Source organism: Streptomyces sp. NBC_00523, from assembly GCF_036346615.1.
GTDB lineage: Bacteria > Actinomycetota > Actinomycetes > Streptomycetales > Streptomycetaceae > Streptomyces.
Genome location: NZ_CP107836.1, coordinates 5,577,909 through 5,593,610, shown reverse-complemented (window position 1 = coordinate 5,593,610; position 15,702 = coordinate 5,577,909). Strand labels below are relative to the sequence as shown.

The following is a 15,702-nucleotide window of genomic DNA, read 5'->3' as shown; positions in this document are numbered from 1 at the left end:
GTGACAACCTCTCAGTTAGACGCACGGAGCGCGCCGGGCGCGGCACGCCGGCAAGGCCGCCCGGGGATCGCCCTGGCCGTCATCGCCGCTTGTCAGTTGATGGTTGTGCTCGACTCCACAATCGTCAACATCGCGCTCCCGCACATCCAGGACGCCCTGAGTTTCTCGACCACGGATCTGTCCTGGGTCCTCAGCGCCTACACACTCACCTTCGGCGGCCTGCTCCTGCTCGGCGGCCGCGCCGGTGACATCCTCGGCCGCCGTCGGGTGTTCATGACCGGCATCCTCGTCTTCACTCTCGCCTCGCTCCTCGGTGGATTTGCCCAGGAGCCCTGGCAGTTGCTCATGGCCCGCGCGCTGCAGGGCATAGGTGGCGCCATTGCCTCACCGACCTCCCTCGCGCTCATCACCACGACGTTTCCCGAGGGCCCCGAGCGCAACCGTGCGTTCGGCGTCTTCGCCGCAGTGTCGGCCGGCGGCGGTGCCATCGGGCTGCTGGCGGGAGGGATGCTGACCGAGTGGCTGGACTGGCGCTGGGTCTTCTTCGTCAATGTGCCGATCGGCGTCCTGATCGCGGTCCTGGCTCCGATGTACATCAACGAGTCCGACCGGCATTCGGGCCGGTTCGACATAGCGGGTGCCCTGACGTCGACGCTCGGCATGGCCTCGCTGGTCTACGGGTTCATCCGGGCTTCCGAGGAGGGCTGGCGGGACTCGCTCACGCTGGCGTCGTTCGGAGCGGCGGTGCTGCTGCTGGCTGCGTTCGTGCTCGTGGAGATGAGGGCCAAGGAGCCGATCACGCCCCTGCGGATGTTCGCCGACCGCAACCGCTCGGGACGTACGTCATCATGCTCAGCCTGGCGGCGGCCATGTTCGGCATGTTCTTCTTCATCGTGCTGTTCGTGCAGAACGTCCTGTCCTACAGCCCCATCAAGTCCGGCCTGGCCTTCCTGCCCGTGACCGTCTCGATCATTGTCGGAGCGGGGCTCTCGCAGCGGTTCCTCCCGGTGCTGGGGCCGAAGCCGTTCATGATCACCGGTTCGGCGCTCGCCGGAGCGGGGCTGTTCTGGCTCACCTTCATCTCACCCGACAGCTCCTACCTGTCCGGGGTGCTGGGTCCGATGCTGGTCTTCAGCTTCGGCATGGGGCTCAACTTCGTGACGCTCACGCTGACGGCGGTCTCCGGAGTCGCCCAGCATGAGGCCGGTGCGGCTTCCAGCCTGCTCAACGCGAGCCAGCAGGTGGGCGGCTCGCTGGGCCTGTCCATCCTGGTCACGGTCTTCGGAACCGCCAGTCGCAACGAGGCGGAGAAGCAAGTGCCCGCGTTCCTGGCACAGGCGTCACCGGAACAGAAGGCGCAGTTCGCCAAGAGCCGTGAGTTGCCGGGCGACTGGGGCCACGCGGTGCTCGCCCAGGGCATATCCACGGCCTTCCTCGCCGCAGTGGCCATGGCCGCTCTCGCCCTGCTGACCGCGCTGCTGGTCATCCGGGTACGCAAGAGCGACTTGGACGCCCTGAGCGGGAAGGCCGCCGCTGGAGGGCCGGTGGCCTGAACCCCGGGGATGCCGAGCGGAGCGAGGGCCCGCTGCGGGCCGCCTCCCCCTGAGAAACGGCCCGCACGATCGGCATGGATGGAACTGCGGACGACGACACGCGCCAACCGCTTACGGGTTGATCAGTACGGGTCGTACGGGTCGTAGACGTCGTCCGTCCCGACGCCGCGCTCGTCACCGTTGTCGCCCGTGCTCAGCCCCCGGCAGTTGAGTGCACGGTAGCCGGGGTCCCAGTCGCCGAGGATGTCCCGGGCTCGCGCCTCGCCCCAACTCGTCGCGTACCAGGGCTCGTCGGAGCCGCGAAGCGTGCGCTGGATGTCCTGCAACGCACAGGAGCGCAGGGGTTCGGGCAAGGTGTCGAGAGCGGGTACGGCGTCGGCCGACAGGCCCTTGAGGTACTCGATGTCGATCGAGTGGGCGTTGCGGTAGCGCTGGACGTTCTGCTCGGCGATGAGGCCGTCCGGCGAGATGAGGCCGAAGACCAGTACGCCGACGGCCGCGCTCGCCGCGACCGCACGCGGCAGCAGGCGGGGGCCGAACACGCCGGCCGCCATGATCAGCACCAGGATCACGCCGAGCCAGAGCTCCACGGCGGCCACGGAGATCCGCAGCCTGGTCAGGCCGTACGCGTCGACGTAGAGGTCCATACGCCGCAGGGCCGAGGCGACCACGACGAGCGTGAGGAAGCACAGCGTGCCGAGCACACAGCGGACGAGGGTGCGGTCGCGGGTACCGCCGCGCGGGGCCCAGCGAAGGGCCAGCGCGATGACGCCGAGCGTGAGCACCGTGGCCCAGAGCAGCTGCCAGAAGCCCTGGCGGGCGTACTCGGAGTAGCTGAGATCGGTCTCGGCCATCACCTTGTCGTATCCGCCGAGCAGCACCGTGAGCTGGATGGTGAGGAACGCCGCGAAGAGGAGGTTCAGGACGACCAGCGGGAGAGCCCATTCCAGCCGACCGCGCGCCTTGCCCGGCCGAACGATCACCCTGTCCCAGCCGACCGGGGCGGCGGCTGTGTAGGCGGCGGCCAGGGCGCCGACCAGAGCGAGGAGGCCCAGGAAGATCCGCCATGGACCGTCACCGACCGACACGTCCGGGGTCAGGTCGCTCAGCAGGTCCGCGAAGGCGGCGTCGGCACTCGCGAAGAGCGCACCGAACACAATGACCAGGACGACGGCCACGGCCGCGGACCTGAACACGACTCCGTACCGGCCCCGGGACCCCGACATGCGCTCGCGCACACCGCGGACACCCCAGCCCAGCGATTCGAACACGGAGGTGAACACGCCCAGGGAACCGAGGAACACCCCGAGCCAGCTCCGGCTGCCGTGCAGGGCCAGCGAGCCGAGGGCCAGAGCGGACACCATCGCGAGGAAGGTGGGCCAGCCGGCGTCCCGGAGCGCGGGGACGACCAGGAGCGCCAGCCCGCCGATGGCCCACACAGCGGTCCAGGGGCGGATCCTGCGCCCTGCGGCCCTGGCGGCGATGTACGCGCCGGCCGAGGCGGGCAGCGCCACGATGAGCAGGTTCAGCCCGATGCCGTCGCCCAGCAGGGTCATGCCGAGCAGGGCCGTCGCGAGGGCGGCCCAGAGGGTGCCGGTGTGGACGGGCTCCGCCTTCTTGGCCCGGAGCCGCGTCGTCACCGAGGGCGGTGGCTTGCCCCAGGGACTCGGCGGGCCCTGCCTCGGCGGGCCCTGCCGTACCTGCCCACCGGGGCGCTGCGTCGCGTAGGCGGGGATCTTCGGGGGTTCGGGCATCGACGCCGTACCGCCTCCCGCCTCGCCGCTGCCTGCGGCTTGGGGGGCGGCGGCCGGCGCGGGTATCTGCTCGCGCCGTGCCTCCACGGCTGCGGTTTCGGGCGCGGCCCGCCCGGTGCCGACCTGCTCGGAAACGCCCTCGTCCGGCGTGGTTCCGGGTGAGGCGGGCTCGTCCGGCGCGGGCTCGGGCCGGGGTGATTCTGGTGGTGTTTCGGACACGGGACCCCTCCCCACCGGGGTCCGCTCACGCGAGCCTGGGCAGCGCGCGGCCCCCCGGCGTCTCATTCGGTGCGCACCCGTCGTCATGATCACCGAGGGCGGCGTGGCCGAAAGAGTAACCCCGAGTCACGGCCGCCAGCCGTGCGGGAACGTGCTGTGGCAGGACCGTGACACTCAAAGCACCAGGGGCGGCGCCCGTCCGGCCTGCGGCCACACCTGTCGCGCTCGCCGGCCCCGTGCTCGCTAGCGGGGCATCCAGTCCGGCAGGGGTTCCGTCTGGGCCGTCCAGTGCGCCGGAGGGGCGCCCGCGGTGCCTGCCGCGATCACGCCGCCGACGATGGCGCAGGTCGTGTCGACGTCGCCGCCGGCCTGGGCCGTCACCCAGAACGCCCCCTCGAAGTCGCCGAGGCTCCGCGCCGCCGACCACAGGGCGAAGGGGACGGTGTCGTGCGCGCTGGTACGGCGTCCGTTGCCCAGGACCGCCGCGACGGTGCCCGCGTCCTTGTAGTCGAGCATGTCCCGGGCCCGGCGCAGTCCGGCGCCCACGGCGCTGCGCGGGACGAGCGCGACGACGCCGTCCAGCAGGTCCTCCGGCGTGGGCGGCCCGGCCGGTGAGGCGACGAGCGCCGCGGCCGCCGCGACGGCCATCGCGCCGACGACGGCCTCCCGGTGCTGGTGCGTGGTGTACGAGGAGATCTCCGCCTGGTGCGTGGCCTGCTCGGGGTCGTCCGCGTACCAGGCGCCGAGCGGCGCGATACGCATCGAGGAGCCGTTGCCCCAGGAGCCCTGGCCGTTGAACAGGGAGGAGGCGAGCTCCCGCCAGTCGCCGCCCTCGCGGACGAGGCGCAGCATGCGGTTCACGGCCGGGCCGTATCCGCGGTCGAAGTCGTGGTGGTGCGCGAAGGACAGGGCCAGGGCGTCCTGGTCGACGCGGCCGTGCTCCTGGAGTACGGCCACGACGGAGGAGGCCATCTCCGTGTCGTCGGTCCACTGCCAGGGGCCGGGCGGCAGGGCGCGGTCCTTGAGGAGCGGATAGTTGGCGGGCACGAAGAACTGGGAGCCGAGGGCGTCTCCCACGGACAGGCCGCGCAGGCTGGCCAGGGTGCGTTCGAGGCGCTGGTCGGAAGCGGATTCGGTCATCGCTTCCACTCTATCCGGAGATGCCGTAGGGCTCAGGAGTACGCCAGCGCTCGAACGGCCGGTCGAGCGTGTACCGCCCGTCCTTGCCGAGCACCAGGGTTCGCGATTCCCCGTTCCCGGGGTTGGAAAGCGACTCGAATTCGGCCACGGTCCAGTGGAACCAGCGCATGCAGAAGAGCCGCATGGTCAGACCGTGGGTGACCAGCAGGACGTTCGGCGGGTGGTCGGGCGCCTCGAAGCTGCGGTGCAGGCTCTCCAGGAAGGCGCCCACCCGGTCGTACACATCCGCACCGGACTCGCCCTGGGCGAAGCGGTAGAAGAAGTGCCCGTAGGCGTCCCGGTAGGCCTTCTGGAGCCTGACGTCGTCGTGGTCCTGCCAGTTCCCCCAGTCCTGCTCGCGCAGCCGGGGCTCCTCCCGGACCCGTACCCGCCCGGCGTCCAGGCCGAAGGAGGCGAACGTCTCGTGGGTTCGCCGGTAGGGAGAGACGTACACGCTGACGCGCTCCTCCCCGAACAGATCGCGCAACCGCTCCCCCGCCTCGCGGGCCTGGTGGAACCCGGTGGGGGTGAGCCTCAGCGCGTGGTCGGGTTCGCGCTCATACACGGTGTCGTCGGCGTTGCCCTCGGACTCACCGTGCCGGACAAGGACGATTCGTTGCGGTCGTGCCATACGACGACACTAGATCGAGTCGTCGCCGTTCGAGCACCTGTCCGGAAATCGTCGGTGCATGTCGCGGCCGTACCCGTCGCCCGGGGCCGTCACACCGTCCAGGAAGGTTCAAGCCGCACCACGTCGCCGTCGAGCGCCGCCACGTCCTCCTCCGTACCCGCGCGCTGCGAGAGCCGGTCCACGCTGCCCGGCCGGTACTTCCCGCGTTCCGCGCTGGACTGCCACATCGACAGGACCAGGAACTCGTGCCCGGGCGCCTCGCCGAAGACCCCGCGCAGCATGCCCGGCGAGCCCGCCATCGCCGGGTTCCACACCCGCTGCTGCATCAGCGCGAAGTGTTCGACCCGGTCCTCGTGGACCCGGCTGTGGGCCACCCTGAGCACATCCGCGTCCGTGAAGCGGGGTTCGAATCCGGTCTTCACGTCGAAGCGGTACTCGAAGAGCTTGACCTGGAGATCCTGGTACGTGCCGGACTGCGCCGCGGCCAGGGTGTCGTGGCCGCGCGCCATGAAGGAGTCGTAGAAAACCCGGTTCTCCCAGAAGGCGAAGACGTGCGCCACCTCCGGGCGGACGCGGCTCCAGCCGCCGCCCTGCCCCCTGAAGCCCGGCTCACCCAGCAGCCCCGCCCACTTCCGCTGCCCCTGTTCGAATCCCCGACGGTCCGACACACTGCAGCGAATCCACTTGACCAGCACTGCGCCATCGTACGGCCGTCGGACGTGGCGTGGGTCACGCTCCCAGGGAGTCCACCGGAACCAGCCGTCTCCCGCCCGATCCTGGCCCGTTTCAGCCGCTCGTCCCCAAGCCGGTTGGTTCCGGGGCAAGTTGCGGACATGATCGGGGGACGGAACGGGAGCGTCGTCCCCGCGCGCAGGAGGGAAGTCCGATGAGCACGCCCAACAAGGATCTCGACAAGGTCGAGGTACGGATCAAGTGGGACCCCAGCGACCAGGGCGAGGCTCCCAACGACCTCGACATCATCGCGGCGACCTACCCGGCGGACGAGCCGTACGGCAGCCCGGCGTACCTCGTGCACTTCGACAGCCGGGCACCCGACGGCACGATCACCCTCGACCGGGACAGCAGGACGGGTCAGGGACTCGGCTACGACGAGGTGATGACGCTGGAGCTGGACCGGCTGTCCGACGCGTACGCCCGGGTCGTCGTCGGCGTCGCCATCCAGCAGCGCGACGGCCGCAAGACGTTCGACGCCATAGAGAACACCGGGGTCCAGGTCCGCGAGGGCTACACGACGCTGTCGGAGGACGACTTCTCCGCGGTGGGGAGCGCCACCGCGGCCGTCGTGGCCGAATTCGTACGGGACGAATCCGGCGGCTGGCACTTCCACGGCAGCGTCCGGGGCTTCGACGGCGACCCCGATGAGTTCGCCGCCGCGATGGGCGGCCGTGCGTTCGGCGCGTAGGCGCCGCGTACTAGCAGTGCGGGCAGGTCTTCCGGGGAAGACCTGCCCGCACTCAGTGCCTAGCGATCAGCTGCAGCCGCTGGTGGAGCCGCAGCCCTCGCAGATGTAGCAGGAGCCGGCCCGCTGCATCTTCGTACCGCAGGAGAAGCAGAGCGGGGCGTCCGCGCTGATGCCGAGCTGCATCTCGACCAGCTCGGCCGAGGTGTGCGCCGTCCTCGGCTCGGCCTTCTCGGTCTCCTGGACCGGGGCGACCGCCTTCAGCGTCTCCGTCCGCACGGGGGCGGTCTGGGCCAGGGTCTCGGCCTCCAGCTGCTCCTCCTCGAACGTCGGCTCGTAGGAACCGGTGTCGAGGTGGCGCTGGCGCTCCTCGGCGGAGTGGATGCCGAGGGCCGAGCGGGTCTCGAAGGGCAGGAAGTCGAGCGCCAGGCGACGGAAGATGTAGTCGACGATCGACTGCGCCATCCGCACGTCCGGGTCGTCCGTCATGCCGGCCGGCTCGAAGCGCATGTTGGTGAACTTCGAGACGTACGTCTCCAGCGGGACGCCGTACTGCAGGCCGACCGAGACCGCGATGGAGAAGGCGTCCATCATGCCCGCGAGGGTCGAGCCCTGCTTGGACATCTTCAGGAAGACCTCGCCCAGGCCGTCGTCCGGGTAGGAGTTGGCGGTCATGTAACCCTCGGCGCCGCCCACCGTGAACGAGGTGGTGATGCCGGGCCGGCCCTTGGGCAGACGCTTGCGGACCGGGCGGTACTCGACGACCTTCTCGACCGCGGTACGGATGGTCTCCTCGGCCTTGGCCGTGACGGCCTCCTTCTCCTTCTCCTTGGTCTTGGCGGAGAGGGGCTGGCCGACCTTGCAGTTGTCGCGGTAGATCGCGAGCGCCTTGACGCCCATCTTCCACGCCTCGAAGTAGACCTCCTCGACGTCCTCGACGGTGGCCGTCTCCGGCAGGTTGACCGTCTTGGAGAGCGCGCCGGAGATCCACGGCTGGATGGCCGCCATCATGCGCACGTGACCCATCGCGGAGATGGACCGCTCGCCCATCGCGCAGTCGAAGACCTCGTAGTGCTCGGTCTTCAGGCCGGGGGCGTCGATCACATTGCCGTTCTCGGCGATGTGGGCGACGATCGCCTCGATCTGCTCCTCCTGGTAGCCCAGGCGGCGCAGGGCCTGCGGGACGGTGCCGTTGACGATCTGCATCGAGCCGCCGCCGACCAGCTTCTTGAACTTGACCAGGGCGAGGTCGGGCTCAAGGCCGGTGGTGTCGCAGGACATCGCGAGACCGATGGTGCCGGTGGGCGCGATGACCGACGCCTGCGCGTTACGGAAACCGTTCTTCGCGCCGAGCCGGATCACGTCCTGCCACGCCTCGGTGGCGGCGGCCCAGATCGGGTTGTCCAGGTCGTCGGCGTGCACGGCCACGGCGTTGGCGTCGGCGTGCTGCTTCATGACGCGCTGGTGCGGCTCGGCGTTGCGGGCGTAGCCGTCGTACGGGCCGACGACGGCGGCCAGCTCGGCGGAGCGCTTGTACGAGGTGCCGGTCATCAGCGAGGTGATGGCGCCGGCGAGCGCGCGGCCGCCGTCGCTGTCGTAGGCGTGGCCGGTCGCCATCAGCAGGGCGCCGAGGTTGGCGTAACCGATGCCGAGCTGGCGGAAGGCGCGGGTGTTCTCGCCGATCTTCTCGGTCGGGAAGTCGGCGAAGCAGATGGAGATGTCCATCGCGGTGATGACCAGCTCGACCACCTTGGCGAAGCGCTCGGACTCGAAGGACTGGTTGCCCTTGCCGTCGTCCTTGAGGAACTTCATCAGGTTCAGCGAGGCGAGGTTGCACGAGGTGTTGTCCAGGTGCATGTACTCGCTGCACGGGTTCGAGCCGTTGATCCGGCCGGACTCGGGGCAGGTGTGCCAGTGGTTGATCGTGTCGTCGTACTGGATGCCCGGGTCGGCGCAGGCCCAGGCGGCCTCGGCCATCTTGCGGAAGAGGGACTTGGCCTCGACCTCTTCGATGACGTCGCCGGTCATCCGGGCGCGCAGCCCGAACTTGCCGCCGGACTCGACGGCCTTCATGAACTCGTCGTTCACGCGGACCGAGTTGTTGGCGTTCTGGTACTGGACCGACGTGATGTCGTCGCCGCCCAGGTCCATGTCGAAGCCCGCGTCGCGCAGGGCGCGGATCTTCTCCTCCTCCTTCACCTTGGTCTCGATGAAGTTCTCGATGTCGGGGTGGTCGACGTCGAGGATGACCATCTTGGCCGCACGGCGGGTGGCGCCACCGGACTTGATCGTTCCGGCGGAGGCGTCGGCGCCGCGCATGAAGGAGACGGGACCGGAGGCGTTGCCGCCGGAGGAGAGGAGTTCCTTGGAGGAACGGATACGGGAGAGGTTCAGGCCGGCCCCGGAGCCGCCCTTGAAGATCATGCCCTCTTCCTTGTACCAGTCGAGGATCGACTCCATGGAGTCGTCGACGGCCAGGATGAAGCAGGCGGAGACCTGCTGCGGCTGGGGCGTACCGACGTTGAACCACACCGGGGAGTTGAAGCTGAAGATCTGGTGCAGGAGGGCGTACGCCAGCTCGTGCTCGAAGATCTCCGCGTCGGCGGGGGAAGAGAAGTACTGGTAGTCCTCGCCGGCCTTCCGGTACGTCTTGACGATCCGGTCGATCAGCTGCTTGAGACCGGTCTCGCGCTGCGGGGTGCCCACGGCGCCCCGGAAGTACTTGCTGGTGACGATGTTGACCGCGTTCACCGACCAGAAGTCGGGGAACTCGACGCCACGCTGCTCGAAGTTGATCGAGCCGTCGCGCCAGTTGGTCATGACGACGTCACGGCGCTCCCAGGACACCTCGTCGTACGGATGCACGCCGGGGGTCGTGTGGATGCGCTCGATACGCAGGCCCTGCTTGGACGCAGTCGACTTGGTCCCCTTGGTGCGGGAACCTCGTGCCGGGCCGCTCGCCGTCTCTGTCATGCCGCCTCCCATATGTGGGCAAAAACGCCCTGAAGTGCCGAGAACTTCCCCGGGCACAGTGTGTGTCTGATGCTTCGGCCGCCGCATTCGTCATACGTCGCCCGGAGCAAGGTCCAGGTGCCGGGCCGCGCGATCCCCGGATCGACGCGGCCGGCTGCTGCCGCTCAGTCGGCGGCGACGGCGGGGGCGGGGACCTCGAGGGTCTCGCCGCTCCCGCATGATTCCGCGTGGGGCCGCCGCTCACGGAGTTCCGTGATGGCGGCCTCGAAGTCTTCGAGGCTGTCGAACGCCCGGTACACGGACGCGAAGCGCAGGTAGGCGACGAGGTCGAGTTCCTGCAGGGGGCCCAGGATGGCCAGGCCCACGTCGTGCGTGGTCAGCTCGGCGCTGCCGGTCGCGCGCACCGCCTCCTCGACCCGCTGGCCCAGCTTGGCGAGGGCGTCCTCGGTGACGGGCCGCCCCTGGCACGCCTTGCGCACACCCGAGATGACCTTGGTGCGGCTGAAGGGTTCGGTGACCCCGCTGCGCTTGACCACCATGAGTGAGCACGTCTCCACCGTGGTGAAGCGGCGGGAGCAGTCGGGACACTGGCGGCGCCGGCGGATCGAGGTCCCGTCGTCGGTGGTGCGACTGTCGACGACCCGGCTGTCGGGGTGCCTGCAGAAGGGGCAGTGCATGGCTCCCAACCCTCCTTCACAGCACGACTGAATAGCCTCTTCAGGCCCGGTCGGGGGCCCTCGAAGCGGTCTCAAGCATAGGCGATGACCGCACCCCCGATAGACGGGGGACCACTACATTCGGGGCGGTCGGAACTATCCAACCACTAGATCTTGGGTCCGGCCGCGCATTCGGCCCTACGCGCGTGTCGCGCCGGAGGGCGGCCGGAAGGCAGCGTAAGGCCGACCAAGAGGGTACGGGAAGCACCCGGACGACGGACGACCGGGCGGCCACCCCACAACGGGCCCGCGCGGGGCGCCGCGTTACGGTCCAGGGACGGCCGCGACCACCACCGAGGCAAGCCGCGACACCCTCGGCGGCGCGGGCTCGTCGCGCACTGTAGGCAGCCTCATACACCCGGCAGTGGAGCCCGGACAGTCTTTTATTCGTTTTTCACTCGAACGTGTGTTTGGCGCAACCTTTCGAAAGCTACTACCGTTGTGCAGCCAGGGAGACCATTCGAGAGGGGCCGCCGACGTGACCACCACCGCAGACAGTGCCATCATCACTGCCCAGGACCGCTCCCAGAGCCGACTCGAGCCGGTGCATGCCATGAATGACTCAGTCACGAACACGGAGGGCCCGGAGCCCGGGCGCCCAGCGCGCTCGCTTCCCGGACGACCTCCCGGAATCCGGGCGGACAGCTCGGGGCTCACGGACCGGCAGCGGCGGGTGATCGAGGTCATCCGGGATTCCGTGCAGCGGCGTGGCTATCCGCCGTCGATGCGGGAGATCGGTCAGGCGGTGGGCCTCTCCAGCACCTCCTCCGTCGCCCATCAGCTGATGGCGCTGGAGCGGAAGGGCTTCCTGCGCCGCGACCCGCACCGCCCCCGGGCGTACGAGGTACGCGGCTCGGACCAGCCGAGCACGCAGCCGACCGACACCACGGGCAAGCCCGCCGCCTCCTACGTGCCGCTGGTGGGCCGGATCGCCGCCGGTGGGCCGATCCTCGCCGAGGAGTCCGTCGAGGACGTCTTCCCGCTCCCCCGCCAGCTGGTGGGCGACGGCGAGCTCTTCGTCCTCAAGGTCGTCGGTGACTCGATGATCGAGGCGGCGATCTGTGACGGCGACTGGGTCACCGTGCGCCGCCAGCCCGTCGCGGAGAACGGCGACATCGTGGCCGCCATGCTGGACGGCGAGGCCACCGTGAAGCGCTTCAAGCGCGAGGACGGCCATGTCTGGCTGCTCCCGCACAACGCCGCATACCAGCCGATCCCCGGCGATGAGGCCACGATCCTCGGCAAGGTCGTCGCGGTGCTGCGCAGGGTCTGAAGGCCCGCACCTCACGCTCTCTGGGAGAAGGGGCCCCGGTCCGGCTTCGCGCCGGGCCCGGGGCCCCTTTTCGTGTACGCCTTTGCGGGGTCGTGTACGCCCCCGAGGGGCTACCGCCCGTCCGCCTTGGCCGCCGCGTCGATCGCGGCGAGCGAGCGGCGGGCCTGGTTACGGTCGGTGGTGTACCAGAAATCGGGCAGCGAGGCCCGCAGATAGCTGCCGTAGCGCGCGTTGGCCAGACGCGGATCGAGCACCGCGACGACCCCCTTGTCCCCCGTGGCCCGCACGAGACGCCCGGCACCCTGAGCCATCAGCAGCGCGGCATGCGTGGCCGCCACCGCCATGAAGCCGTTGCCCCCGGCCTCCTCCACCGCCTTCTGGCGCGCGCTCATCAGCGGGTCGTCGGGCCGGGGGAACGGGATCCGGTCCATGATCACGAGCTGACAGCTCGCCCCCGGCACGTCCACGCCCTGCCACAGCGACAGCGTGCCGAAGAGGCAGGTCTCCGGGTCGGCGGCGAAATTCTTGATCAGCTCGCCCAGCGTCTCCTCGCCCTGGAGGAGGATCGGCTTGTCCAGTCGCTCGCGCAGTTCCTCGGCCGCCGCCTTGGCCGCCCGCATGGAGGAGAACAGCCCCAGCGTGCGCCCGCCGGCCGCCTCGATGAGCTCGGACAGCTCGTCCAGCATGTCCGTACGGGAGCCCTCGCGGCCCGGGGTGGCCAGATGCCGGGCGACGTACAGGATCCCCTGCTTCGGGTAGTCGAAGGGCGAGCCGACGTCCAGGCCCTTCCACTGGGGCACGTCCTCACCGGCCGTGCCCTCCGGGGCGAGCCCCAGGGAGGCGCCCACCCCGTTGAAGTCGCCGCCCAGCTTGAGGGTGGCGGAGGTGAGCACGACGGAGCGCTCGGCGAACAGCTTCTCGCGCAGCAGCCCGGAGACGGAGAGCGGGGCGACCCGCACCGAGGCGCCGAACCGGTCGTGGCGCTCGTACCAGACCACGTCGTACTCGGAGCCCTGCGTGATGCGCTCGGCGACGGCGTGGATGGACTCCACCGAGGCCAGCGCCTGCTTGCGGACCGCGTCCTCGTCCTGGACGGACTTGTCCCGCGTGGCGCCGATCGCGGAGATCACCGTACGCGCGGCGTCCCGCAGGGCCATCAGCGCGTACCCCAGGTCCTCCGGCACCTCCTCCAGGCGGCCGGGCAGCGCCAGCTCCATGACCCGCTCGAAGCCCTCGGAGGCGGTCAGCAGCGCGTCGGCCGCCTTCTCGTTGACCAGCTTCGAGGCGCGGCGCACCGCGCGGTTGACCTGGCCCGGGGTGAGCTCGCCGGTGGCGACACCGGTGACCCGGGAGACCAGCTCGTGGGCCTCGTCCACGATCAGCACCTCGTGCTGCGGGAGCACCGGGGCGCCCTCGATGGCGTCGATCGCCAGCAGCGCGTGGTTGGTGACCACCACATCGGCGAGCTTGGCCCGCTCCCTGGCCTGCTCGGCGAAGCACTCCGCCCCGTACGCGCACTTGCTCGCGCCCAGGCACTCCCGCGAGGAGACCGAGATCTGCGCCCAGGCCCGGTCCGAGACGCCGGGCGTGAGGTCGTCCCGGTCGCCCGTCTCCGTCTCGTCGGCCCAGTCGCGCATGCGCAGCAGGTCCTGGCCGAGCTTGCTCGACGGGGCCGCCGCCTCGAACTGGTCGAACAGCCCCTCCTCCTCGTCCTGCGGCACGCCCTCGTGGAGCCGGTGCAGGCAGAGGTAGTTCGACCGGCCCTTGAGCATGGCGAACTGGGGGCGGCGGCGCAGCAGCGGATGCAGCGCGTCGACCGTACGCGGCAGATCGCGCTCCACGAGCTGGCGCTGGAGGGCCAGCGTCGCCGTGGCCACGACGACGCGCTCGCCGTGCGCCAGGGCCGGCACCAGGTAGCCGAGCGACTTGCCCGTCCCCGTGCCGGCCTGGACGAGCAGGTGGGATTGGTCGTCTACGGCCTCGGCGACGGCGGCGGCCATGGCGGCCTGGCCGGGCCTCTCCGTACCGCCGACGGCGGTCACGGCGGCGTGCAGGAGCTCGGGGAGGGATGGCTTCGTCATAGCCCGGCCAGCCTACGGGGCGCCGCTGACATCGACGGGCACTCCCGGCCTCACTCGGGGAGGTGGAGCGGGTTGGCCACGCTTCCGTGGACCGCCGCGTGCGGGCGTACGGGCCGGTCGCGGTAGCCGTCCAGATGCAGGCGGTTCCGGTTCAGACAGAGGCGGTCGATGCGCGGGGTGAGCATGTCGAACATCTCGAACCGCTCCTTCAGCTCGGGGAAGCGGGCGTGGTAGCGCAGGATCTCCGCCCGGACGAGTGACCAGAATTCGCCCTCGGGGACACCGAGCTGTTCCTCGCAGAGCGGGGAGAGAAACCTGAAGACCCCGGTGAAGAGCCCGGAGTGGATGAACTGGGTGAGGAACGCCGGTTCCTCGGTCAGCAGGACGCGGCGCACGTCCGGCGGCATGGTGTCGTGCTCGGGCAGCGGCTGCGCGCTCACGTTGACGTCGTCCACGAAGTCCTTGATCGCGAGGCGGACGGGCACGTCCTGCCCATCGAAGACCACGATCGCGTTCTCACCGTGCGGGGAGAAGACGGTGCCGTAGCGGTAGAGGAAGTGCAGCAGGGGCGGCAGCAGGGCGGCGAAGAGCCGGGTCAGCCAGACGGTGGGCGCCAGTCCGGAGCGTTCGACCAGCTCTGTGGTGAAGGCGCGCCCCGCCGGGTCGGTGTGGAGCAGGGAGGCGAGGGTACGGGCCCGCTCCCCCGGTGCCAGGCGCGGCGGCAGCGGCTCGCGCCAGATCGCCCCGAGGATCTCCTTGAACTGGTACGGCGCCTCGGGGAGGTGGTCGTACAGCGGGTGCTCGACGGTGACCGAGGCGACCTCCCCGAGGAGGATCACACCGCAGGTGTCGCGCAGGAACGGGTCGTTGTCGCGCAGTCCCAGCACCCAGCCGGTGACGGCGGGCGCGGCGATGGTGCGCTCGGTCGGCAGCCCGCGCCAGACCAGGGTGTTGAGGACCGACAGCGGCAGCTTGACCGTGTGCCGGTCGGGCCGCGCGAGGTTGGCGAAGGTACGGATGGACTGCTGCGGCAGCCGTACGTCCGGGTCGGCGGGCAGGGGCACGATGTCTCCGGCGGCGATGGCCGGTGCGAACAGGGGCACGATCCACTCGTCCCACTGCCAGGGATGGACCGGCAGGTAGTGATAGCCGTCCGGGTCCAGGCCGCGTGCGCACAGGCTGTCCGCGAAGGAGGCGCGGACAGCCGGGTCGAGCTCCTGCGTGTAAAGCGTGTCCGGCGTGGACAGGGCGGGCACGCCCCGGTACTCGGCGATCCGGTGGGAGACGGCGAGCCAGGGCAGCCGGACGGGCTCGCGGGCTTCCGGGGTGTAGCGGGCGGCGTCGGTGGCGGAGAAGCCGAGCCGGCCCTTGTTGGCGACGATCCAGGGGTGGCCGGTCTGGTGGCCCTCCAGCTCCGCGTAGCCGAGACCGGCGAGTTCGGCGGCGGTGAGCGCGGTGTGGTCGAGGCGGGCGTCCGCGGCGAGCGTGGTCGTCAGCTCACGGAGGAGGTGGCCGAGCGTGGCGCCGTCGAGGCCGAGGAGGCGGCGGGCCCGGGTCACGAACAGCAGCGGGTCGCGGAACGGAACGCTGCCCGCCGCGGGGTCGGGGCCCTGCGCGCGGATCGATCCGGGATCGACGCGCCAGCTCCCGTACACGCCGCGCCGGGCGGTGAAGGAGAGGCTGCCGCCGTCGTCCAGCGGGAGGGTGTACGTGCTGCCGCCGGCGGTTCGCGGAGCCGGCTCGATGACTTCCTCGTAGGCGAATTCACCGAGCATCTTCGCGAGCATCCGGGAGGCGGCCCGGTCCCAGGCGTCCCGGTTGAGCTCCGGGGTGGTGAGCAGTGCGGGCGGCTCCGTTGCGTCGTGGTGCGCGGGGTATGTGGGCACGGGGACTCCTCGGGTGG

10 protein-coding genes and 1 pseudogene are annotated in these 15,702 nt (G+C 70.4%); 3 read left to right on the top strand and 8 right to left on the bottom strand.

Features of this window, described 5'->3' with window-relative positions:
• Positions 1 to 1,553: pseudogene (locus tag OHS17_RS25450) on the top strand (MFS transporter).
• A 122-nt stretch (positions 1,554 to 1,675) separates the two neighbouring features.
• On the opposite strand, the gene OHS17_RS25445 reads toward OHS17_RS25450, so the two are convergent.
• The 4 genes from OHS17_RS25445 to OHS17_RS25430 all read right to left on the bottom strand — a co-directional run bounded on the left by OHS17_RS25445 (position 1,676) and on the right by OHS17_RS25430 (position 6,031).
• Complete coding sequence (locus tag OHS17_RS25445) at positions 1,676 to 3,526, bottom strand: DUF4153 domain-containing protein (protein WP_443066146.1); 1,851 nt, start codon at positions 3,524 to 3,526, stop codon at positions 1,676 to 1,678.
• 243 nt (positions 3,527 to 3,769) lie between these two features.
• A complete protein-coding gene (locus OHS17_RS25440; RefSeq protein ID WP_330314009.1) occupies positions 3,770 to 4,666 on the bottom strand; it encodes an ADP-ribosylglycohydrolase family protein in 897 nt (298 codons plus the stop codon).
• A gap of 10 nt (positions 4,667 to 4,676) precedes the next feature.
• On the bottom strand, positions 4,677 to 5,336 hold the full coding sequence (locus OHS17_RS25435) for a histidine phosphatase family protein (protein ID WP_330314008.1): 660 nt from the start codon (positions 5,334 to 5,336) through the stop codon (positions 4,677 to 4,679).
• A gap of 89 nt (positions 5,337 to 5,425) precedes the next feature.
• The gene (locus OHS17_RS25430) at positions 5,426 to 6,031 is read right to left on the bottom strand and encodes a YdbC family protein (protein ID WP_026171817.1); all 606 of its coding nucleotides are present in this window, start codon (positions 6,029 to 6,031) and stop codon (positions 5,426 to 5,428) included.
• A 191-nt stretch (positions 6,032 to 6,222) separates the two neighbouring features.
• On the opposite strand from OHS17_RS25430, the gene OHS17_RS25425 reads away from it, so the two are divergent.
• Positions 6,223 to 6,759 carry a TerD family protein gene (locus OHS17_RS25425; RefSeq protein WP_330314007.1) on the top strand — a complete coding sequence of 179 codons (537 nt, stop codon included), beginning with the start codon at positions 6,223 to 6,225 and terminating at the stop codon, positions 6,757 to 6,759.
• Between the two features lie 66 nt (positions 6,760 to 6,825).
• On the opposite strand, the gene OHS17_RS25420 is transcribed toward OHS17_RS25425, so the two are convergent.
• Both OHS17_RS25420 and nrdR read right to left on the bottom strand, forming a co-directional pair.
• The gene (locus tag OHS17_RS25420; RefSeq protein WP_020207322.1) at positions 6,826 to 9,729 is read right to left on the bottom strand and encodes a vitamin B12-dependent ribonucleotide reductase; all 2,904 of its coding nucleotides are present in this window, start codon (positions 9,727 to 9,729) and stop codon (positions 6,826 to 6,828) included.
• Positions 9,730 to 9,893: 164 nt separating this feature from the next.
• Entirely contained in the window at positions 9,894 to 10,406 is a 513-nt protein-coding gene (gene nrdR / locus OHS17_RS25415) for a transcriptional regulator NrdR (RefSeq protein WP_018105329.1), read from the bottom strand.
• Between the two features lie 517 nt (positions 10,407 to 10,923).
• On the opposite strand from nrdR, the gene lexA reads away from it, so the two are divergent.
• Positions 10,924 to 11,718 carry a transcriptional repressor LexA gene (gene lexA, locus OHS17_RS25410; RefSeq protein WP_026171816.1) on the top strand — a complete coding sequence of 265 codons (795 nt, stop codon included), beginning with the start codon at positions 10,924 to 10,926 and terminating at the stop codon, positions 11,716 to 11,718.
• A gap of 110 nt (positions 11,719 to 11,828) precedes the next feature.
• Here the strand turns inward: lexA and OHS17_RS25405 are convergent, their stop codons facing one another.
• Both OHS17_RS25405 and OHS17_RS25400 read right to left on the bottom strand, forming a co-directional pair.
• The gene (locus OHS17_RS25405; protein WP_018105327.1) at positions 11,829 to 13,799 is read right to left on the bottom strand and encodes an ATP-dependent DNA helicase; all 1,971 of its coding nucleotides are present in this window, start codon (positions 13,797 to 13,799) and stop codon (positions 11,829 to 11,831) included.
• 50 nt (positions 13,800 to 13,849) lie between these two features.
• On the bottom strand, positions 13,850 to 15,685 hold the full coding sequence (locus tag OHS17_RS25400) for an IucA/IucC family protein (RefSeq protein WP_330314006.1): 1,836 nt from the start codon (positions 15,683 to 15,685) through the stop codon (positions 13,850 to 13,852).
• Between the last annotated feature and the right edge of the window lie 17 nt (positions 15,686 to 15,702).